Source organism: Nocardia jejuensis NBRC 103114 (assembly GCF_001613145.1).
Classification (GTDB): Bacteria; Actinomycetota; Actinomycetes; order Mycobacteriales; family Mycobacteriaceae; genus Nocardia; species Nocardia jejuensis.
The window spans coordinates 54,939-76,587 of the sequence record NZ_BDBU01000007.1; the positions used below are offsets into that span (position 1 = coordinate 54,939).

18 protein-coding genes are annotated in these 21,649 nt (G+C 67.7%); 6 read left to right on the top strand and 12 right to left on the bottom strand.

All coding sequences use genetic code 11. The features are described from left to right. The first annotated feature begins 49 nt into the window (after positions 1-49). Positions 50-1,048 (top strand): AraC family transcriptional regulator, encoded by a 999-nt coding sequence (locus NJ1_RS06300; protein WP_169813096.1) that lies wholly within the window; start codon positions 50-52, stop codon positions 1,046-1,048. Positions 1,049-1,060: 12 nt separating this feature from the next. Here the strand turns inward: NJ1_RS06300 and NJ1_RS06305 are convergent, their stop codons facing one another. The 3 genes from NJ1_RS06305 to NJ1_RS06315 form a co-directional block, all read right to left on the bottom strand. Beyond that, complete coding sequence (locus tag NJ1_RS06305; protein ID WP_067688704.1) at positions 1,061-2,305, bottom strand: beta propeller repeat protein; 1,245 nt, start codon at positions 2,303-2,305, stop codon at positions 1,061-1,063. 139 nt (positions 2,306-2,444) lie between these two features. Then, complete coding sequence (locus tag NJ1_RS06310; RefSeq protein ID WP_245717243.1) at positions 2,445-3,806, bottom strand: HAMP domain-containing sensor histidine kinase; 1,362 nt, start codon at positions 3,804-3,806, stop codon at positions 2,445-2,447. Further along, entirely contained in the window at positions 3,803-4,465 is a 663-nt protein-coding gene (locus tag NJ1_RS06315; RefSeq protein WP_067688842.1) for a response regulator transcription factor, read from the bottom strand. The genes NJ1_RS06310 and NJ1_RS06315 overlap by 4 nt, the downstream gene beginning before the upstream one ends. 75 nt (positions 4,466-4,540) lie before the next feature. Between NJ1_RS06315 and NJ1_RS06320 the strand changes: the two genes are divergently transcribed. Together NJ1_RS06320 and NJ1_RS06325 are read left to right on the top strand one after the other, a co-directional pair. After that, positions 4,541-6,493, top strand: coding sequence for a glycoside hydrolase (locus tag NJ1_RS06320; protein WP_157573785.1), 1,953 nt, complete (start codon positions 4,541-4,543; stop codon positions 6,491-6,493). 86 nt (positions 6,494-6,579) lie between these two features. Further along, positions 6,580-7,443 carry an endonuclease/exonuclease/phosphatase family protein gene (locus NJ1_RS06325; RefSeq protein WP_169813097.1) on the top strand — a complete coding sequence of 288 codons (864 nt, stop codon included), beginning with the start codon at positions 6,580-6,582 and terminating at the stop codon, positions 7,441-7,443. 236 nt (positions 7,444-7,679) lie between these two features. Here the strand turns inward: NJ1_RS06325 and NJ1_RS06330 are convergent, their stop codons facing one another. Beyond that, positions 7,680-7,892 (bottom strand): hypothetical protein, encoded by a 213-nt coding sequence (locus NJ1_RS06330; protein WP_067688710.1) that lies wholly within the window; start codon positions 7,890-7,892, stop codon positions 7,680-7,682. A gap of 109 nt (positions 7,893-8,001) precedes the next feature. Continuing rightward, positions 8,002-8,745 carry a GntR family transcriptional regulator gene (locus NJ1_RS06335; protein WP_067688713.1) on the bottom strand — a complete coding sequence of 248 codons (744 nt, stop codon included), beginning with the start codon at positions 8,743-8,745 and terminating at the stop codon, positions 8,002-8,004. Between the two features lie 115 nt (positions 8,746-8,860). On the opposite strand from NJ1_RS06335, the gene NJ1_RS06340 reads away from it, so the two are divergent. Next, complete coding sequence (locus NJ1_RS06340; protein WP_157573786.1) at positions 8,861-9,961, top strand: DUF1152 domain-containing protein; 1,101 nt, start codon at positions 8,861-8,863, stop codon at positions 9,959-9,961. Between the two features lie 217 nt (positions 9,962-10,178). Here the strand turns inward: NJ1_RS06340 and NJ1_RS37850 are convergent, their stop codons facing one another. The 3 genes from NJ1_RS37850 to NJ1_RS06355 all read right to left on the bottom strand — a co-directional run bounded on the left by NJ1_RS37850 (position 10,179) and on the right by NJ1_RS06355 (position 15,579). Next, positions 10,179-12,773: an SDR family NAD(P)-dependent oxidoreductase gene (locus tag NJ1_RS37850; protein ID WP_084477806.1), complete on the bottom strand. Its 2,595-nt coding sequence runs from the start codon at positions 12,771-12,773 to the stop codon at positions 10,179-10,181. Positions 12,774-12,843: 70 nt separating this feature from the next. Further along, entirely contained in the window at positions 12,844-14,382 is a 1,539-nt protein-coding gene (locus NJ1_RS06350; RefSeq protein WP_084477807.1) for a flavin-containing monooxygenase, read from the bottom strand. 285 nt (positions 14,383-14,667) lie between these two features. Continuing rightward, positions 14,668-15,579, bottom strand: coding sequence for a cutinase family protein (locus NJ1_RS06355; protein ID WP_245717244.1), 912 nt, complete (start codon positions 15,577-15,579; stop codon positions 14,668-14,670). A 389-nt stretch (positions 15,580-15,968) separates the two neighbouring features. Between NJ1_RS06355 and NJ1_RS06360 the strand changes: the two genes are divergently transcribed. Next, positions 15,969-16,835 carry an alpha/beta fold hydrolase gene (locus NJ1_RS06360; RefSeq protein WP_245717245.1) on the top strand — a complete coding sequence of 289 codons (867 nt, stop codon included), beginning with the start codon at positions 15,969-15,971 and terminating at the stop codon, positions 16,833-16,835. Between the two features lie 33 nt (positions 16,836-16,868). On the opposite strand, the gene NJ1_RS06365 is transcribed toward NJ1_RS06360, so the two are convergent. Continuing rightward, positions 16,869-17,459: an isochorismatase family protein gene (locus NJ1_RS06365; RefSeq protein ID WP_067688861.1), complete on the bottom strand. Its 591-nt coding sequence runs from the start codon at positions 17,457-17,459 to the stop codon at positions 16,869-16,871. Positions 17,460-17,594: 135 nt separating this feature from the next. Here NJ1_RS06365 and NJ1_RS06370 point away from each other — a divergent pair, with 135 nt between their 5' ends. Continuing rightward, positions 17,595-18,581 carry a GlxA family transcriptional regulator gene (locus NJ1_RS06370; RefSeq protein WP_067688719.1) on the top strand — a complete coding sequence of 329 codons (987 nt, stop codon included), beginning with the start codon at positions 17,595-17,597 and terminating at the stop codon, positions 18,579-18,581. Positions 18,582-18,675: 94 nt separating this feature from the next. Here the strand turns inward: NJ1_RS06370 and NJ1_RS06375 are convergent, their stop codons facing one another. The 3 genes from NJ1_RS06375 to NJ1_RS06385 all read right to left on the bottom strand — a co-directional run bounded on the left by NJ1_RS06375 (position 18,676) and on the right by NJ1_RS06385 (position 21,576). Further along, complete coding sequence (locus NJ1_RS06375) at positions 18,676-20,130, bottom strand: ABC1 kinase family protein (protein WP_084477809.1); 1,455 nt, start codon at positions 20,128-20,130, stop codon at positions 18,676-18,678. A 79-nt stretch (positions 20,131-20,209) separates the two neighbouring features. Next, positions 20,210-21,082: a putative antibiotic biosynthesis monooxygenase gene (locus tag NJ1_RS06380; protein WP_067688867.1), complete on the bottom strand. Its 873-nt coding sequence runs from the start codon at positions 21,080-21,082 to the stop codon at positions 20,210-20,212. A 158-nt stretch (positions 21,083-21,240) separates the two neighbouring features. After that, positions 21,241-21,576 carry a TfoX/Sxy family protein gene (locus tag NJ1_RS06385; RefSeq protein ID WP_067688723.1) on the bottom strand — a complete coding sequence of 112 codons (336 nt, stop codon included), beginning with the start codon at positions 21,574-21,576 and terminating at the stop codon, positions 21,241-21,243. Between the last annotated feature and the right edge of the window lie 73 nt (positions 21,577-21,649).

A 21,649-nucleotide genomic window follows, 5' to 3' on the forward strand; every position in this document is an offset into this window, starting at 1 on the left:
GGACATGTTCGACTGGGATCTACTGAGGAATACCTCCAGCGTTCGCATCATGATGCAGCTCGCGCAGGAGAGGGGGATGGATCCGGCGCAATGTCTGGCCGGATCGGGGTTGGAGCCCGACGCGGTGAACGACCCGAATTCGGAGGTCACCGCGCGGCAGGAACTGACGGTCATCCGCAATCTCCTGGCCCGATTCGGCGCCGACGCCGGGCTCGGGGTCGAGGTGGGCGCCCGGTACCACCTCTCGCTCTACGGGCCGTGGGGTCTGGCGCTGCTGAGCAGTCGCACCCTGCGCGAGGCCATCGAGGTGGCGCTGCGCTATGTGGATCTCGCATTCGCCTTCGGGGAGTTGACGTTCGAGGAATCCGGCGGCCGGGCACGCCTGATCTTCGATGACCACGAGGTGCCCGAGGATGTGCGGCCCTTCCTGGCCGAGCGGGTCCTGACCGGTATCCAGGTGATCAGCCGGGGACTGTTCACCGCCGGGGTGCCGATGAGCCGGGTCACCTTCCGTCATGCTGCTCCCTCGGATATCTCCAGGCACGCAGCGATATTCGGGATCGATCCGGATTTCGGTGCGCTGCTCAACGAAACCGCGTTCGACAATGCGTACCTCGATATGCCACTGCCGCAGGCGAACGAATGGGCGCGCAGCAATTGCGAACAGCTGTGCCGCGACCTGCTGGCCAAGCGCCAGGCCCGCACCGGTGTGGCCGGCGCGGTGCGAGATCTGCTGGTGCGCAACCCCGGTGAGATTCCGGATCAGACGGCCGTCGCCTGCGCGCTCTACATGAGCCCGCGCACCCTGTCGCGGCGGCTCAACGAGGAGAACACCTCCTTCCGCGTCCTGTTGGACGAGGTGCGTCAGATGCTCTCGGAGCAACTGCTCGACCACACCGATATGACCACCGAGCAGGTGGCCGCCCGGCTCGGCTACGCGGAGGCGGCCTCGTTCATCCGGGCGTTCCGGCGCTGGAACGGGTGCCCGCCGCAGGAATATCGTTCGCGGACGGGCCGATACACCGCGCGGGTGCCGGAGCTGGTCTAGCGCGGATACCCGCTACAGCGGGAATTCCACCGGCGCCCAAGTCCTTCCGGAATCGCGGGTCATCAGCAGGCGGCTGCTGTAGAAGATCGGCCCGGTGTCCGAGCGCGTGGTCTCGATGACGTAGCCCAGCGTTCCGGAGACGAAACCGTGTGTGCCGTACGGGGAATTGACGAAGGTGACCTGACCGGCCTCGTAGGTGCGCGCCCTGGGCGGGGAATACGACGTCTGCCAGGTGCGCCCACCGTCGTTCGAGGTGAGCAGGTCGGGATTGGTCTTCGGCCCGCGGGAGACCGACAGCACGATGTCGTCCGGTGACGCCGCGCCGATGACCCGGCTCGAGTACGTGGGAACGATGCCGAGGTCGTCGAAGGTGCGGCCGCCGTCGTGCGAGGCGTACATGCTCACCTCGCCGTCGACGAGACCCTCACCCGCGCTGCCGATCCGGTTGCAGAACACCATGAGCTCGGTGTCGCCGGGCGCGACGGCGTCGTCCATCGAGGCCATATGCTCGCGGCACGGTGGCGTCCACCGGGACCATTTGCCGTCGATCAGGCGCGCGCCGTCGGACAGCAGCGGGTTCTCGCCCGGAGTGGGCTGGGACGGATCGTCGAATCGACGGTTGACGAACACCCAGGCCGACTCGCCCTGGCGCACCAGTTCGATGCCGCCATTGCCGGTGCCGCTCACATCCACACCGGTGTCGAAGGTCCACGCCGAGGTCCAATCCTCCTCCGACAGGGGAGAAGTCAGGATGTCGACCTCCGAGGTCGCGGGGCCGGTGGGCGTGGTGGAGACCTTCATCGCGGTGCTCGCGCCCGGCGGGGTGGTGCCGAGGATGTCGGTGGTGGTGTGCGGGATCTCATCGGTGCGCTCCCAGGAGGCGCCGCCGTCCCTGGTCTGCCAGTAGGCGGTGGAACTGGACGGCGCGGCACTGTGCCCGGGCCGCCGGTCGATCACCCAGCCGTTGCGAGAGTCGCTGAACCGCACCGTCATCGCCGAGGCCGAGTACCCCGGGACGACACCGACGTCGCGCCAGGTCAGTCCGCCGTCGGCGGTGTGCTCGAGCCGTACGCCCTCGGCTTCATCGGCGCGTCCGTGCCCGACCGTGCCGAGCACCCAGCCCTCCTCAGGGGAGATGAACGACACCGACTCCGGCAGAAACTCTCTCGTCGTGCGGGTCGCCGCCTCCGATCGCGGCCCGAACAATGCGATCGGGATCGAGATCATGATCACTTCCGCGGTGACCAGAATCGCCACCAGCCCCAGTGCCCCGACTCCAATCCTCAGCCACCGCTTCACTTTTCCCCGCCCGCTCGCTCGTCAAGTCGCCACGAGTGTATTGGTGATCGCGCTCGGCACACGGTTTCCGGGAAAATGGGCCCGGACTTGGGTTCGATCACAAAGGAAATCGCAGCCCGAATTCGGCGCCCCGGCCGGAATCAGAGGTGACCGAGAGTTCGGCGCCGTGCGCCGCCGCGGTGTGGGACACGATGGCCAGGCCCAGCCCATGGCCCGGAGTGCCCCGAGCGGTGGGGGAACGGTAGAACCGGTCGAAGACGCGAGGCAGGTCCTCGGGGGAGATCCCCGGGCCTTCGTCGCGGATGGTGAGGAGACGATCGTGCAGGGCCACATGGACGCTCGCGCCGGCGGGACTGAACTTGGCGGCATTGTCCAGGAGGTTGGTGACGGCCCGGGCGAGGCGGGCCGGGACGCCGTGGACCGTGGTGGGTTCCAGTCGCAGCTCGAAGGTGAGCGCGGGCCAGTGCCTGCGCGCCGTCTCGACGCGATCGGCGACGAGGGTGTCCAGGCGCAGATCCTCGAGCGGTTCCGCGACGGCATTCGGGTCGTCGGCGCGGGCGAGTTCGATCAGGTCCGTGACCAGGCCGGACAGCTCCTCCGCCTGGATCCGCAGCGCGGCGGTGGTGTCGGCCAGCTGCTGTGGGGACAGGCGGTCGGCGCGGCGCAGCAGGTCGATGTCGGTGCGCAGGGCGGTCAGGGGTGTGCGGAGCTCATGGGAGGCGTCGGCCACCAGACGGTGCTGTGCGGCACGGGAATCGCGTTCGGCGGTGAGGGCGGCGTCGAGTTCGTCGAGCATGGTGTTGAGGCTGGTGGCCAGGCGGGCCAGCTCGTCGGTGCCCTGGACGGCTATGTGCTGCTGGGGATCTCGGGTGCGGGCGACTCGCTCGGCGGCCTCGGTCAGGGCGGTCACCGGGGCCAGGGCACGGCGGGACAGGATCGTGCCGATCACCGCGGCGAGCAGGGTCCCGGCCGCCGCGGCCGCCAGCAGGGCGATGCCCACTCGGCGCAGACCGGTGTCGACGGTGTCCGAACGCTGCGCGACCTGCACGGCGCTGCCCGGGCGCAACTGCACGGTGTACATGCGCATGGCGAGGCCGTCATAACTGAAATCGCTGAAGTAGTCCGCGTCCGAACCCGCTGCGACGGAGCGGGTTCGGTCCTCGATCGGCAGTTCCTGGTCGGGGAAATGCTCCGATTCGATCCGTCCGTCGGCCGCCACCACCTGAACACAGCTGGGTGCGGCGAGGTATCGGCACGGGCCGGAGATCGATGCGATGTCGGGCTCGGCGGGGAACTGGCGGATGATCCGGGTGGCCTGGCGGCGCAGGCCGAGATCGAGCGAGCTCTCCAACTCGTGCCCGACCACCACGTAGGCGGCGGTTCCCATGCCCGCGAGCGCCGATGCCATTGCCAGCACGAAGAATACGGCGATCCGGCCGCGCAGGCCGAGGCGCTTCACGGTGCGCCCAGCCGGTAGCCGACCCCGCGCACGGTGTGGATGAGCGGCGGCTCGTTCACGGCGTCGAGCTTGCGCCGCAGATAGCGGATGTAGACCTTGAGCGAGTTCGAGGACTGATGCCCCCACACGCGATCGATCAGCGTCTCGCGCGGCAGAGCCTGTCCGGCATTGCGCAGCAGCACCTCGAGCAGCGCGAATTCGGTTCTGCTGAGCTCGATCTCGCGGGCCGCGCGACGGACGGTGTGCGCGGCGGTGTCCATGACCAGGTCCGCGAGCGAGAGCACCGCGCCGTCCTCGGGGTAGGTGCGCCGCACCAGGGCGCGCACACGGGCCAGCAACTCGTCCAGATCGAACGGTTTGACGAGGTAGTCGTCGGCTCCGGCATCGAGGCCCTCGATGCGGTCGGCCACCGCGTCGCGGGCGGTGAGCATGAGGATCGGGGTGCGATCACCGCGGCCGCGCAGGGTCCGGCAGGTGGTGAGACCGTCCATGAAGGGCATGAGCACATCGAGCACCACAACCGATGGCTGCCATCGAGCAATCTCGGTGAGGGCGGTCGCGCCGTCCGTGGCGGATCGGGTGTCGTAGCCCTCGGTGTCCAAGGCGCGGACCAGCGCATCCCGCACCGCGGGTTCGTCGTCGACCACCAATACGCGCATGCTCCGGATCATACGTATCGGTTGTACCTGGACTTTCTCATCGGACTCTCATCTCCGGTCGTGAGGGTGAGGGCCATGCGATTTGGGAGACTGCTTCGAGGGCCCGCCGTGATCGCCGTGCTGGGGGTGACGGCCGCCGGACTGACCGGGTGCGGCCGCGAGTCCGCCACGGCCGCGCCACGGGTCGATGGCAATCAGGTGGTTATCGGATTGGGCGGGGATGCGGCCGAGGTCGATGTCGACACGCTGGCCGTATCCGCCGAGAGCGGCGGCCGGCGGTTCGAGCTGACCTCGGCGGTCGGTGATGAGCTCGGGAAGCCTGGTCCGGTCCGCGTCGACGGATCGGTGGCGACCTGGACCTACCCCGCGAAGGCGCTGACCGTGACAGCCGGTGAGGCGGACGGGCGGCTGCGGATGACGGTGCACAGCGACCGGGACGGCACGCTGGCGTGGCCGCGCACCGGCGGCGACTCCTCGGCCGAATCGCTGCAGATTCCGCGCGGGGAGGGGCTGTCCCTGCCGGTGCGGGACGCGTTCTGGAACGGGCCCGATACCGGTGTCGTCGGCGAATCCATGGATCTGACTTCGGGTCTGACCATGCCGTTCTGGGGCTACCGACTGGGCGGCCGCGGGGTCAGCTATATCGTGCCCACCGATATCGGCAGCAGTCTGACGGTGAATTCCGAGGGCGGACGGCTGCTGGCACGGGCCGAACATCGGTTCGACGAGCGCGCGGGTACCCGGGACTACACGGTGACCTTCGCGCTCACCGACGATTCCCCGGTGGCCTCGGCGCGGGACTACCGGGACTGGCTCCAGCACCACGGTCGATTCCGTTCCCTCCGAGACAAGATCGCGCGGAATCCGGAGATCTCGCGGCTGCTCGGGGCCTTTCACGCCTACCTGTTCGGGGACGCCCGCACGCCCGAGGCCGTCGAGCGGATGCGCGCGCTCGGGCTCTCCAAGATGTGGCTCGGATACGACGCCGACGCTCATCCGATGTCGGCGCGGGCGGTGGCCGCGGCGCGCGCCGCGGGATACCTTGTCGGGCCGTACGATTCGTGGGAGAACGCGCAGGATCCGGGCGGCGCGGACAACCCTTCGTCGCGGTGGCCGGGCGGCGTGTGGCCCGACGGGTGCGTGCGGGACGCGGACGGCGCGCCCGAGACCGGTTTTCAGGGGCGTGGCTGCTATGTGAGTTCGCAGGCGCTGCAACAGAACCCGATGCTGTATCAGGAGCGGTACGCGCAGATGGTCGCGAACGGGGCGGAGTCGTATTTTCTCGACGTCGATGCCGCGGGTGACTTCTTCGACGACTACAGCGCCGATCACTCGATGAACCAGGAGCAGGATCGGGAGAATCGCCTGGATCGCATGCGCTGGCTCGCGGAGGATCGCGGGACCGTTCTGGGGTCGGAGTCGGCCGGTGCGTGGGCAGCGCCGGTGCTGGCCTTCGATCACGGTGCGCAGACGCCTGTTTCGAACCTCCTGTGGACTCTGCAACGGGATCGGCAGAACTGGGGCGGGTATTCGCCTCACCAGGCTCCGGGGATCTTCTTCAAGCCGGTGGATCTGCCCGATGACGCGGTGAAGGCCATGTTCGATCCGGCCTATCGGATTCCGCTCTACGAGACGGTACTGCACGATTCGATCGTCAATCTGGATCGCTGGGAATTGTCGTACGGCAAACTGCCGCAGCAGAAGACGATGCGCGCGCTCACCGCCGTGCTGAACAACACTCCGCTGAATCTGGTGCTCGACGGGGCGTCGCTGGCCGAGCAGGGACCGGAAATCGCACTGCTGCAACAGTTCTTCGCGCCACTGCACGAGGCGGCGGGGACGCTACCCATGAGTGATTTCCGCTGGCTCGGCGATGACCATCAGGTCCAGCGGACGGTGTTCGGTGACGGGGTCCTCACCGTCACCGCGAACTTCGGCCCTCGGACCGTGGACGGTCTGCCCGGTGGGTGTGTGGATGCCCAGCTGACGGGTGAGGCTACGCCCCGGCGACTGTGCCCCGCGCCGTGACCGCGCAGCGGGTGGTGGGCGGCACCAGGTCCGGCACCCGCCGGACATTCGTATTCGTCTGCGCGGCTGCGCTTCTGACTGCCCTGGTGACGGCGCATGATCGGTTCCCCGATGTCCTCGGTGCGGGAGTGTTTCTCGACGCGGCCGCGCCGTGGCTGGTGGTGTTCGTGCCCCTGCTCGCCCTCACCGCTCTGCTGCTGCGTTCACCGGCGGGTGCGGCCGCCGCTCTGGTGCCCCTGCTGGCCTGGGCGTGGGTATTCGGCAGTTGGTGGGCTCCGCATTCTCCTGGGGCGTCACCGCGGGCCGTCGAACCGCTACGGCTGGTCTCCCAGAACCTGTTCGCCGACAACGCGTCCCCGACTGCGACGGCGCGAGCACTGGTGGCATCCGATGCCGATCTGATCGCCGTGCAGGAGTTCGCCGGGGCGGACCGCGAACCCGTGCAACGCATTCTCGATCGCAGCTATCGCTACAGCGAGGTGGTCGGAACGGTGGCGCTCTGGAGTCGCTACCCGACCTCGGAAACCGTTGCCGTAGACGTGGGGCTGCCATGGCATCGGGGTCTGCGTACCGAGGTGTCCACCCCCCGAGGCGATCTCACGGTCTACGTGGTTCACCTGCCGTCGATCCGCCCCGGCGACACCACCACCCGGGAGCGGGGCCTGTCCACCCTCTCCCGAACCCTCGCCGGTGACGAATCCGCCCGCGTCCTGGTGGCGGGAGACTTCAACACCCCGTCCACCGACCGCGATTGGACCCGCCTCGCTCCCGGCTACGAGGAGGCCCGCCCGTCCTCCGGACCGGGATTCACCTGGCCGGCCACCTTCCCCCTGGTACGCCTGGACCACATTCTCACCCGCGGCCTGACCGCCACCACCTCCACGGTCCTGCGCCTACCCGGACCGGATCACCGAGCGATCGACGTCACGATCGATCTCTCCCGCTCCTGACCCGGTTCTCCAAGGGACGTTATCCCGTATCGGTGGAATCTCTTCCAAACTGCTGAGACGGTCGATGGCGGGCGCAGCTGAAACGGTCTCACCCCTGAAGGAAGGACGGCAGCGTAACTGGACGCCGAAGGCCCCTTCCTCGCCCTCGCCCGCACCTGGATCTCCGACCTCACCGGAGTGTCCGGCACCGACTCCTGAGGCAGCACCGCCACCGACGCCCGCATCGGCGGCAGGCATCACAACTCAGAGGTAAGCGACTCCATCTCCGCGAGCGCGTGAGCTCCGAGGTCCAGGAGATTGCGCAGCGCGGCTGAGTCGAACGCGAACTCGAATTCGTCTCGTGCGCTGCCGAATACGAGCGTTACCTCGTCCCGATTGTTGATGATGCTGCGCATCGGGCATCGCCCGTCGACCGCAGCCCAGGCCCCGAGTTTCAATGGCTCGAACATGTCGATCCCCTCTGTGTGAGTGAAACTTCTTCTGTAAATGGACTATGCCACTTACGAGAAAAGTGGTCTATGCCACTTCGGGGAGTCGTCGGTGTGTCCGCATCTGTACTCAGGCGAGGGGGTACTCCTGCCGGAAAGACCAGTGCGCCTGCGGATGTACCGCCTCATCGAACTGCAGGGGTGTGTCGTCGAGATCGAAGAGAACGAGCCAGTGTATGAGAACCGCGGAGGGGCGACCGATCTGCAGACCGCGTTGCTCCTGTGCATTCGAGAGGCGGGCACATACCTGGTCTCTGGCGTAAGCCGCTGTTCGTCCGGACATCTCGGCGACGTAGCGGGCGGTTCCACCTCGGATACGTTCGAGCTCGAGCAGGCGTGGCGCCGCTTCGGCAATCGAAGCGGGAAACCAGGAGGTGGACAATTCAATGGGGCCGGTCGCCCTGCTACTTATCAGGCGCCGCCGTTCGATGACATCGGCATCCGCAGATAGGGCGAGGGCCTCGGTGACATGATCGGGGCCTGCCACGATGCGTGCGTGCAGGAACTCGACACTTTCGTTCTCCGAATACATCGTTCCGAATTCCGCTGCCCGGGCGTAGCGTTCGCGTGCACGCGGTGCCATTTGCTGGGAACGGACGTAGGTTCCGGAACCACGGCGTGACTCCACCAGTCCTTGGCGGCGAAGAGCCTGCAACGCTTTGCCGGCAGTCGGCCGCGCCACTTTCCACGTGGTGGAGAGTGCGCGTTCGGAGGGCACCTCGGATCCTGGCGGCAGGTCGCCCCGGACGATCTGATCTCGAATGTAGCTCGCGATCTGCAGGTACTTCGGGAGTACCTCTTCGATCTCCGGCAACGGTCAACCTCTCCGCACGTCGTGATGGTCATGCGCCGCAGCGAGTACCCTAGACCACTGGCCAGTGTATCAACGGTGCAGGCGGACGGCCTATTACAGCTGGGCGAGGAGTCTGATGGTTCGGGTGCTGGTGGTTGCGGCCGGGGGTGGTGGGGATGCGATTTCGGGGTCCGTGGTGGGGCGGGCGCTCGAGGGGGTGGATGTGGTCGGGGTGATGGGTTTTTCGTGGGATCGGTTGATGTTGGATCCTGATCCGGGGCCTCGGGTGGCTGGGGATTTCGAGGGGTTGGTGGAACCGGCGCCGGGGGTGTTCGAGATTGTCGCGGGGGCGGTTTTGCGAAATGGGGGACTGGCTACGCTGCCGGGGTTGGTGTCGGTGTTGCCGGATCGGTTGTTGCTGTTGGATCCGGTGGGGGGTGCGGTGGGGCTGGGTCGTCAAATCGGCGCTGCGGCTAGGGGGTTCGGGGCTCAGGAAATTGTGGTCGTCGATGTGGGGGGTGATGTTCTGGCGACGGGGCGAGAGGCGGGGTTGCGGACGCCGCTTGCGGACTCGCTCGCGTTGGCGGCGGCTATCGGCACGGGACTGACGGTTCGGCTCCTGGTTGCGGGGGTTGGGCTGGACGGGGAACTGACAGATGCGGAGTTGGGGGAGCGGCTGAGCGCGCATTCGGGTGTGATTCGAATGGTGTTGGAGGCGACCAATTTCGAGAGGCTTTATCCGCTGTTCGAGTGGCATCCGTCGGAAGCGAACGGGCTGCTGGCGGCTGCGGCAGGTGGGGTGCGGGGGAAGGTCGAGACCAGGCAGGGGCGTACGTGGGTCGAGTTGACCGATGCGTCCGCTGCTGTCCACGAGGTGGACAGCGGGCTGGTATTCGAGGGGAGTCTGGCCGCACATCTGGCGGGAACACGCAGTCTCGATGAGGCGGAGGAGGTTGTTCGTCGGTATCGCGGGACAACCGAGATCGACTTCGAACGGAAGCGATTCTCCGATTTGGCCTCCGAGCCGTCGGTCGAGCCGACTACGGAATCACTGGTCGAGATAGACCGCTACGTGGAGCGGGCTCGAGAAGCGGGGATCGACTACCTCACCATCCGCAGAGTCGCCGAACTCGTGCGCGCCAAGGATCCGGCGACCGGCGCGCAGCTAAGGAAAATGCTCGCGCGGAAGAGGCCGGAACGCTATGTGCCCCCGCTGTATCGGGTCCGAGGTCCGTGAACTCGATGGTGGGTTTCGTCGGCAATGTGGCCCGCCACCACTGTGGAATCGGGGTGGGCGGTATCGCGGACCGGGCCTTTGCCTGGTGTGCGACAGCGAGGGCTCTGTAAACCCGAGCGCAGATGCGTCAGCGGCGTTGGGGCGTTCGTGGTCGGGGCGGGGATGCCAGGGTCTGTGTCGTGCGGTAGGGCCGGATGTCAGTTGGTTCGCTAGGTGGTCATTGCGCTGACGCTCCCGTCGTCTCGGCGGAGGCGGTGCCTGTGGATTCTGCGATGATCTCCGGAAGTTGTTGTCGTCGTAGCTTTCCGGCGGTCGTGCGGGGGAGCTGCGCGGCGAAGACGATGTCGCGGGGCACCTTGTAGTTGGCCAGGGTGGACTTGACGTGGGCTTTGAGCTCGTTCGCGTCGGCTGTGGCCTCGGGTTTGAGGACGATCACGGCGGCGAGTCGCTGTCCGAAGTCCTCGTCGGGAACTCCTACCGCCCCTGCGTCGGCGACGGCCGCGTGTGCGAGCAGCGCGTCCTCCACCTCCTGGGGGAAGACGTTTTCGCCGCCGGACAGGATCATGTCGTCGGATCGGCCGTCGATGAACAGTCGCCCCTCGGCATCGAAGTGTCCGAGATCGCCGGAGTCCATGTACTTTCCGACCATCGCCTTCTGTCTGCCATCGGTGTAGCCGTGGAACAGGGTCGGGTTCTTGTTGATGATCCGGCCGCTCGTGCCGATCGGCAGATCGCGTCCCCGAGCGTCGACGATGCGGATATCCACCAGCCCGCGCGGCGGACGCCCCACGGTGCCGGGCGCGGCCCGCAGATCCGCGGGACTCGCCAGCGCCCCGACCCCGGTCTCGGTAGAGGCGTAGCCGTTGAACAGCACATCACCGAACTCGTCCATGAACGCGGTCGCCAGCCACGGCGGCAGGGGAGCGGCGCCGCACGCGACCATCTGCAATGAGTCGGTGTTGTAGTCGTGGCGCACATCCGGCGGCAGATCCATGACGCGCTTGAGCATGGTCGGCACCAGGCAGGCCAGGTGCACGCTGTGCCGCTCGATATCGGCCAATACCTGTTCGGGATCGAACCTTTCGTGCACGATGGCCGTCGAACCCATCAGGAACGACCCCAGCAGCGCGAGGAAGCCGTAGGTGTGGTGCAGCGGCGGCGCGACGATCATCGGCGAGCCGAGTCGCGGAATCGGCTGGATCCGAGCCACATCCGAGAGTGCCAGCAGCATGCGGGGATGCAGTCCGGCGATCATCGGCCCCGCCTCGCGCAACCCCAGCTGCCGGGGCGCGCCCTTCGGCACACCGGTGGTGCCGCCGGTGAGCATGACTATCGCACTGCCGTAGGCGGGTTCGCGCACGGCGGGACCACCCTCGGCGATCAGCTCGTCCACCGTCGGCAGGCCCGCGGCCGTACCGCGCACGAGCACGCGGCGCCCCTCGAACCCGGATTTGGCTATCTCGGAATGGAATTCGGCGTCGTAGAGCAGCGTGTCCACTCGTTCGCGCCGCAGTACCTCGCCGATCTGCGGTCCCGCGAAACCGTAGTTGAGCGGCACGATATCGGCCGACAGCCGCGCCGCGGCGCACACGGCCTCGGCGAACCCTCGATGGTCGCGGCACAGCACGCCGATTCTGTTGCCGCGCCGAATGTTCCAGCGTGAGCGCAGCGCCGCCGCCAGCAGTCGCACGCGCTCGTGCAACTCCGCGGCGGTGATCGAACCCTGATCATCGATCATGGCCGCTCGATCGGGGAACCGCGCCGCGAAACTCGCCAGCAGCGTGGACAGGCCCACGCCACCGCGAAGCGACAGCGCCAACTGCGCAATCCTGCCGGGCGGCACCAGATCCAGCACGCCGCTGCCCGGGATCCGGCCTGCCACGGTCACCAGATCGTCCAGCAGATGCGCGACCGTCTCCACTCGGCCGAGCGCGGGAGCCCAGTCCTGCGGCCGGCTGGTCGGATTGCTCGCCTTGGCGTACCCGGTCATGAGACGCTGCGCGGTGCGGGAGTTGTCCAGCGCGTACATCATCGGCGCACCGGCCCGCTCGAACCACGGCCGGATCGCCAGCGGACGGTCCACGATGGCACGGCACACCACGCTCGCGGCCTCCTCGCAGGTGTTCCCCGGCGTGTACCGGAAGATTCGCGAGGGGCCCAGCATGTCCGAGCGCACCAGCTGCAGATGGATGGTCGTCGAGGAGATGCCCTCGGCGCGCAATTCCGGTGCGGCGCCGCGCATCCAGGAGTTGAACGCGGACTTGGTGGCGATGTAGTTGGTCCATCCGACGGCCGGGGCGTGCACTCCGGCGGTGCTCACGTTCACGATGTGTCCGCCCCGGCGCGCCCGCATGGACGGCATCAGGCTCATGACCAATCGCACCGGGCCCAGGTAATTGACCAGGGTGGTGTCCTGGACGTTGTCCCAGCGATCCACCGAATCGGTCAGCCAGCGGCGAATCGACTTGCCCGCGTTGCTGACGAACACGTCCACGTGCCCGTGATCGGCCAGCACCCGCCGGATGAGCTCGGCGCACGCGTCGATATCGGTCAGATCGGTGGGATAGGGGTGAATGCTCCCGGGACCGCGCGCGGCCTCGGCACTCAGCTCCCGCAGCAGGTGCGCCCTGCGCGCCACCGCCAGCACGACGGCCCCGTTGGCGGCCAGTCGCAGCGCCGTCGCCCGGCCGACCCCGGAGGACGCGCCCGTCACCAGGATCACCTTCCCGGTGACGGCCGGTGCGAGTCGCCGGTCGCTGATGCCATAGCTGCTCGCCCCGAACACGATCCGGAGAGACTTCGGCAGTTCCATCGGTGAACTCAACTTCCTTGTCGAGCGGAGATCGGGTGCGCGGGCGAGATCAGCCGCAGGTGCGGGCGGATCAAGTGCGCGGGGACGGTGCCGCCTCGGGCGTACCGGCGACCACCGTGGGCCGCTGCACCTCGAACCGGTAGTCCGAGAACGGGAACCTGCGATGCCCGCGCCGCGCCCGGAAGAATCCGGAGGGCCGGATGTAGGTGCTGTCACCCTGCGAATTGCGGTAGTACGTGGGCACATGCGCGTTGAGTTCGGCCAGGTAGTACCGCATGGCCTCCCCGCGCGCGTAGATATCGCGGTGATACGCCTCGTGCGCGTCCTGCCGGACGGCGACGAAAGTCGCTCCGCGTCTGCGTGCTTCACCGATCGCGCGCACCGCGTGATCGGCGGTCATCTCCACGAAGGCATGCCAGCCGCTGCCGGACCAGGAGTACGGCCCGACCAGCGTCCACCGGTTCGGCAGGCCGGGCAGCGAGACGCTCTCGTACGCCTGCAACCCGTGCTCGCCGTAGAACTTGCCCAGGTCCAATCCCGCACGCCCGACCACCATTCCGGGCACGTACGTCTCCGGGTCGGAGAACACGTTGTATCCGGTGGCCAGCACGATCATGTCGAAGGCCCGCTCCACCCCGTCGGTGGTGCGCAGGCCGGTCTCGGTGAAGCGCTCGATCGGCGTGGTGACCAGTTCGACATTGTCCCGGTTGAAACTGAGCAGGTAGCCGGTATTGGCGGTGGGGCGCTTGGCGATCGGGCCGTAGTCCGGAGTCAGGCCCGCGCGGGTCGCCGGATCCTTCACCATCAGGCGCAGCAGGCCCTTGTATCCGGTGATGGCGACCGAATCCACGGTCCGCATGGTGGGGCGCACCACCGTCATCGGCGCGTTCGACATCACCCGCAGCAGAGCGTCGATCACCACCAGCGCCGAACCGTGCACGGCGGCCTGCACGCCGGGAATGCCGAGCACGGCCTGAACCGCGCCCGGCATCACGGGATTCGGCTTGGGCACACACCAGACCGGCGTGCGCTGGAACACCGCCAGACCGGCGACCTCCCCGGCGATGGACGGGGTGATCTGGACCGAGGACGCCCCGGTGCCGATGATCGCGACCTGTTTACCGCCGTGGTCGTAGTCGTGATCCCAGTTCGAGGGCCGCTGGATCTTGCCCCGATAGTCGGCGAGTCCCGCGATGCCCGGATCCTGCTTCGGGCTGATGAACGCCCCGACCGCGCTGATGACGAAGCGGGCCGTGATCACTCCGCCGCCCTGCACCCGCAGGATCCAGCAGTGGTTGCTCTCGTCCCATTCCTCACCGGCGATCGTGGTGTCGAACCGCGTGTGCGCGTAGAGACCGAAGCGCCGCGCGACCTCGATGTGGTACTGCTTCACCTCCGCGCCGGGCGCGAAAAGCCTGCTCCACTTGGCATTGCGGGCGAACGAATACTGATAGGCGAGCGAGGGGATGTCGACTTCCAGCCCCGGATAGTGGTTCTCGTGCCAGCTGCCCCCGACCTCGTCGGCGCGCTCGATGATCACGAAGTCGGTGACACCCGCCCGCTTCAGCTTGACCCCGGCGGCGATCCCGCCCGGCCCGGCTCCGATCACGGCGACTTCGAAATCCGGTCGTGAATGTGTCGGTGCCGTATTGCCATTCGCTCTGGTGCCCACGCCGGCTCAGCCTTTCGCACGCGCAGCGGCCGATCCGATGTCGAGGCCGCCATGACTCGCCCCGCACGCGGCGGGTTCCCACCTAGCGTAGTGCTGTCTGGGACAGTGATCAAGGGTTCGCGCGAAGGGGGCTGTCGCCGACGGGACGAAAAACGAGTCCGCCACCGGAAGGGTGACGGACTCGGGGTCGTGCGACTACCTGAAATGCCTTGCGGAACAGTGCTACTCGTTGGCGATGTCGGTCAGCCAGTTGCGCAGCCACGAGGTCGCCGTCGCACCGTTGCCGTCCACGACGTAGCGCGGATACGACTGGTGCACGCCCGAGGCCAGGAAATCCTGCAACTGCCGCACCCACTGCTCGCTCGGCGGAGCGTCGGAGGTCGGCATGAAGGCCGCACTGCCGGGTCCGAGCGCCTCGCTCAGAATGGACTGGACATTGAGCATGTAACTGCCCAGCTGCAGCGGGTCCGGATAGGACGCCTGGGTGAAGAATCCCGCGACCCGGCCGGCCAGATCCTCGTTCGAGAGCGAGCAATACAGATCGCCCTCGGCGCAGAAGGTGCGCACCTTGGGAGTGAGCCAGCCGAAACCACCGGCTCGCACCCCACCCGCACCCCGGCCCGAGACCGGCGGTCCGATCAGGGCGTCGGTCGGAGACCTGCGCGGATCGGACAGCAGACCCACCGCGGCCACTCGATCCGGAGGCACCACACCGAGTCCGGTGCCGATCTCCGCGGCCAGATCACCCGCCGCGTCCGCGCCCTGGCTGTAACCCAGCAGCGCGATCTTGGTCGCCGCGCACTTGGCCGCCATGTTCGCGACCAATCCCCGCGCGTTGGCCACACCCTCATGTTTGGAGCGGCCGTAGACCTCGCCCTCCCAGGGCATGGCGGTTGCCGCGTAACTGACGAACTCGGTACGTACATTGCCGGGCAGACCTCGGGTGACCTGCGCCAGCATGCCCTGACCGGGCTCCTCGCGAGAGGTCTCCCAGGTGCCGGGCACGGCCACCACATACAGATCCGGGCAATCGCTCGGAGTCGCGGCAGCCGGAGGCGCGCCGGTCGCGGCCAGCACTCCCGTCGTGATCGCTACCGCTGAGATGACGCCACCGCACGCTCTTCGTAAGGACAAGGGCCCACACTCCTTGTTCAGACTTCGCCGATTTGCAGTTCTCTTCCGCACCATAGGGATTGACTCGTCTTGCGGTTTGCGACCCCGCGTCCCTCGATGCCGACCGTACGAACCGTAGCCGGGTATGCGACGTCTTGCGGGTGCGCGCCGAAGATATCAAGAAACTAAACGATCTGTTGCGAACTTGCTGGTAGAAACGTCGACTTTGCTGTAACCGGGGGTATTTCGTGATCACCGGAGTGGTGCGTCGCCGCGATTGCGTGAGTTGTCGTGGTCGGCGGCGCGCGTCGGTGAGCACCGCGTTCGGAAATCGTTCAGTGGGTGTTGAGCGCGGCCGCACATCATCGTCGCGACCATCGACCCACATTCGCCAGGAAGGCTTATCGAGGATGAGCATCACACGCAGGCACGGTCTCGCACGGACCGTGCTGATCGCCACGGCCGTCGCGCTGAGCATGGCGGCGACCGCATGTTCGGCCCAGCCCGAGAACCGGGCTCAGGGCAAGGCCGAGGACGAGGCCCCGGCCCAGCAGCCCGCCGACAGGCCGGGCGTGCTGCTGGTGCACGGCGCGTTCGCCGACGGCTCGAGCTGGAGCCGAGTCGCGGAAAAGCTACAGCGGGACGGATATCGGGTGACGACCGCCGCGGTTCCGCTGCGCGGCCTCGCCTATGACTCCGCGTACATCCGCACGATCCTGGACGGCTTGCCGGGCAGAACCGTCGTCGTGGGCCACTCCTACGGCGGCGCGGTCATCACCAACGCCGCCGCCGGTTCCCCGAAGGCCGCGGGCCTGGTCTACATCGCCGCGTTCGCACCGGACAGGGGCGAGAGCCTCGGCGAACTCGATGCGCGCTTCGGCGGTCCGGCCACCAAAATCTCGGTGCCGCACGAGTATCCGCTGCCGGACGGTGCGGGCAGGGCTCCCGAGTTGACCATCGCACCGGTCAAGTTCGGCGAGTTCTTCGCCCAGGATCTGCCCGCGGCCGAGGCCGCGGTGCTGGCGGCCGGACAGCGTCCGATCGCGGTCGCCTCGTTCACCGAGCAGACCGCCGAACCGGCCTGGAAGAGCCTGCGGAGTTGGACGCTGGTGGCCGAGGACGATCGGATGATCCCGCCGGACGGCCAGCGCCGGATGGCCGCCCGGATGAACGCGACCGTGGTCGAACACGCGGGCAGTCACGCGGTGGCGCTGTCGCAGCCGCAGGCAGTGGTCGATCTCATCGAAACCGCGGCGACCGAGACGACCCAGGGCTGACCGATCGGCGCACCGCGGCAGCGCTGTCACCGCTCAGTCGAGCGCGGCTGTCGTCGGGACGACGACACCGTAGAGATCGCCGATCGTCGCGAGTGCGCTGTGGTGCAACTGCTTTGCGGTGACCTCGGCGACGGCGGTCCGCAGCGGCCGGGTCGCGCAGGCGTCCGCGACGACGGTGACCCGATTGCCGCGCAGGAACGCGCCTTCGGAGGTGAACGTCACGCACATGTGGGTCATGAACCCGGCGATGACGAGGTTCTCGTTGCCCGCGGCGTCGATCCGCGCGCCGAGATCGGTGTCGAGGAAACCGTTCGGGGCGGTCTTGACGACGACGGGTTCGCCGTCGCGAGGCGCGAGGCGGGGGTGGATAGCGCCGATATCGGTGCGGATGTCGTAGGGGGTGCCCTCGCCACCGTCGTTGACGACGTGGATGACCGTCGACCCCGCCGCCCGCGCCGCTGCCAGGAGTGCGGCGGCGGCGTCTAGCGCGGGCTCCCAGTCGGTCAACTCCATGACACCGCGGGTGTAGGTGTTCTGGTAGTCGATCAGCACCAGCGTGGCATCGGCCAGGGTGGCCGGTTTCGGATCCAGGCCGTTGAGTTCGCGCAGCGTCGTGGTTGTCATCGAGAGTCCTTCTGCCGAGAGGGTCACGGCGGCGGTGCGCCGTCGTGACGTGGTGTTTTCCACGCTAGTCAGCATCGGGCGTGTCGGGAATGTCATGTAACCTGCAAATTCGGACACCGACTCGGAGGCAGGACCGTGCGCACTCTCGAACGCTTGATCGTCGTGGTTCTCTTCGACCGCATCGATCTGCTGGACGTCACCGGACCACCGGAGGTCTTCTCGCTGCTGCAGCGCGAGATGGACGAGCCGACGGGCTATCAGGTGGTGCTGGCCTCGGAGACGCTCGACCCGGTGACCACCTCCGCAGGGGTGCGGGTGCTGCCCGATGTCACCTTCGAGCAGATCGCCGATCGGCGCATCGACACCCTGGTGGTGCCGGGCGCGGTCGAGATCGACGCGCAACGGCGGGTGCGCGCGATCTGCTACCCCGAGATCGTCGAATGGGTGAGGGCGCTCGCCGGCCGGTCCCGCCGCGTCGCGTCGGTATGCGTGGGCGCGCACATTCTCGCGGAAGCCGGTCTGCTGGACGGCAAACGGGCCACCACGCACTGGTCCACCGCGCCGCAGCTGGCGGCCGATCACCCGGCGATCGAGGTCGACGCGGATCCCATCTTCATCCGGGACGAGAACGTCTGGACCGGTGCGGGGCTCACCGCCTGCCTGGACCTGGCGCTCGCACTCGTCGCGGACGACTTCGGGGAGGCGGCGGCGCTGCGCGTGGCGCGGCAGCTGGTCATGTTCCTCAAGCGGCCCAGCGGGCAGAACCAGTTCAGCGTCGCGCTCGAACCACTGTCCACCACGCGCCGGATCGACGAACTGCGCCACTACATTTCGCGGCACCTGGGCGAGCAGCTCACCGTCACCGATCTGGCCGAGCACGCGCATGTGAGCGATCGGCAGCTCACCCGGATCTTCAAGACCGATCTCGGGACGACTCCGGCGGCCTATATCGAATCCGTGCGCGTCGAGGCCGCCCGGAATCGGCTCGAGACCACCGACGACACGCTCGAAAGGGTCGCCGCCGGATGCGGATTCAACACCACGGACACCCTGGTGCGCGCGTTCCGTCGCAAGCTGGACACGACGCCGACGGAGTATCGGAACAGATTCCGCATCGAGTGAGGGACGGGCTCGGGAGCCGGCCCGCTCGTGAACGCGGTCATGGAGTTCCTCACCGCGCCTCGGTGCACGCCCGGGGGCGTGCACCGGCGCCGGTTCAGCCGACGGCGGTGTTGCGCAGTCCGGACGCGGTGCGGCGCAGGCGTGCCGCGTTCAAATCGATCGGCAGCCCGCGGCGCTCACCGTATTCGGCGAGGACGGCGGCCGATTCCGGTGACCAGCGCAGGATTTCGGCGCGCATGGGACCGGTGGTGCCGAGCTGGCAGACCAGCCCGAGCAGGGTGAGCACGGCGCGGGCGAACGGGGTGTAGTAGGCGGGCATGGTGAGCTGGCGATTGACATTGCTCAGGCGGGGATTCAGGGCGGTCAGGACGCGTTCGCGCAGCCAGTGCTTGTCGACCCGGAAGCTGTCGTGGCGCAGCAGTTCGGTGTAGGGGAACAGCTGCTCGGCCAGTGCGTGAATATCGAAAATTGCTCGCGGAGAAGCGAATCCGTGCTGCCGGATGGCCGCGTCCAGCTCGGTCGAGCCGCCGTTGAAGAGCGCGCCGACGATATCGCGCACCATGGGCGGGAACTGGGCCGGGGGCCACGCGGTGCAGGCGCCGAAGTCGACCACACCGAGGCGGCCGTCCGGCAGCACCCGGAAGTTCCCGGGATGCGGGTCGCCGTAGAGCAATCCGGTGCGCGGGGCCGAGGACAGCACGAAGCGCAATGCGAGCATGCCGACCCGGTCGCGTTCGGACTGTGCGCCGCTCTCGATCAGGCGGTTCGATCCGACGCCGTCCAGCCATTCGGTGACGATCACATCGCCGCGCTGCAGCACCACGGACGAGACCGCGAAATCGGGGTCCCCGGCGTAGGCGTCGGCGAAGATCCGCTGGTTCTCGGCCTCGGCCGTGAAATCCAGTTCGGCACGGACGCATTCGGCGAGCTGATCGGTCAGACCGCGGATATCCGCGTTGGGCAGGAACACTCCGGTCAGCGCGGACATCCGGCGCAGCTGGTCGAGATCGCTCAGGACCGCGGCGCGGGCGCCCGGATACATCACCTTCACCGCGACGACCCGGCCGTCGTGCCAGCGGGCGCGATGCACCTGACCGATGCTGGCCGATGCCGCCCGGCGGTCCTCGAACTCCCGGAACTGGTTGCGCCACTGCGGTCCCAGCGATTCGGCCAGCACCGAGTGCACGGTGGCCGGGAGCATCGCGGGCATCGAATCTTGTAAGCGGCCCAATGCGATTCGATACGGTTCGGCCAGTTCCGGTGGCAGGCCGAGTTCGTAGATGGCCAGCAGTTGGCCCAGTTTGGCGGCGCAGCCCTTCAATTCGCCGAGCACGTCGAACATGTGCTGCGCGGTGCGCACCTGGATCTCATGGTTCACCTCGGCGGCCGAGCGGACCCCCAGTGCGCGTTTGCTCGCTCCCGCCATCCGGCGGCCCGCGAACGCCACCGGCAGTGCGGCCAGTTTCGCGGTGCGAACCGCCCTGCGCGTCGGTGGATTTCCGTCGGCACCCGGATTCCCCCACCGTGCGCCGATGCGTCCCACTGTCATCGATCAACCCCTCGCGCGTCTATGTGTGCGCCTGGGGAAGTCTGACACAGTCTGAAACTGGCTGGTCTGAAATGTCGGGCTAGTGGCGGAAGGATCCCGGATATTGAGACGGAAGGCGGCGTGTCACGGCGGGTATCTCCGGTGCGTCGCGGTGCTGCCCGGACAACAGGGCCAAATCGGTGAGGCGGTGCGCGCGGGCGACCTCCGCGGGGGTGAAGGGCTCGCCCGATCGCACGAAGGTCATCGCGCCCATCTCGCCCTCGGGAACGATCTCGAGCATGGTGCTGCCGGGGGTGCGGTCCGGATCCGCGGACGGAACATACTGCGCGCCCAGCAATTCCGCGATCACGAGCGGGAGCTCATCGGGATCGGTGGCAACCCGTGCGGCCAGGCCGAGGGCTCTGGTCTGCCCGTCCACCAGCGTCAATGCCGAGGCGGGCCAGACGCCGATGGCGGTGCCGCCGGATCGGGCCACCGCGCCGGCCAGGCGCTGCGGGGGAACATCGGCCGGCGTGGAGACCACCAGCTCGTCCAGCACGCCGTCCTCCAGATGGTGTACGTGGACGGTGAGGATGTTCGCACGGCGGTACGCGAGCTGTTTGGCCAGCAGCTCGAGCCTGCCCGGCGTGTTGTCCAGTCGCACCCGGATACGCCACAGGCGCTCGGCGCTGTCGAGCCGGTGGCGATGAGTCAGTTCCGGGCCGTGCAGCCAGCGGCTCAGATAGCGCATGGCTCCGGGCTCCACCACCCAGATGACGAGAATCGTGGTGGTGATGGTCAATACGGCGACCGTGACGAGATAGGACAGTTCCAGGTGCACGACCAGCGCGTGCAGCGCCAATTCGACGGGAAAGACAGCGGCCAGTTTGGCGAGGGTGAGCCGTGTTCGACGGGGGTGGGGCAGCCGACCGCATACTTCGCACGCCAGCGCATGTACTTCGGTTTGCCTCATGTTCACCAGCCTGGTCGGCGCACGTTTCGGCACTGTGCTGGGAAGTAAAGACGCAGTGAAACAAATGGGCGAAGCGCTTGTGCCGAAGGCGAATTCGGTGAAATGGCGCACAACCCGGGCATCGGTGTGTCCGGTAGCACAGCCTTAGCGTCCGGCGGCTATTTTCGCGGCAGGGTCCGGGCGTAGGCCAGGCAGCGGTCCACCCACTCCTGGAGCGCGCGATCCTCGTGCAGGGCGTCGGGGTCGACACGCAACCAATTGGTCATTTCCCGCCCGCCCATCACCATGGTGTCGACCGATTCCCGGCTGAGCAGCTCGGCGGCCTCCCGAGGGTCCACCCGGGCCAGGAGTCCACCCTGGCGGCTGGCCGCGACCGACATGTTGCCGCCCAACAGGAAGGCCAGACCGCCGAACATCTTCTTCTCGGTCACCTCGCCCTGCGCGGGTCCCAGCGCGTCGCGAATTCGGTCGGCCAGTTTCTCGTCGTATGCCATACCGCATTGTGTCCCCGCCCACCGACAATTTTCGGCAGAAACTTCCCGAAGAACGGGGTGTGACCGGGAAAAG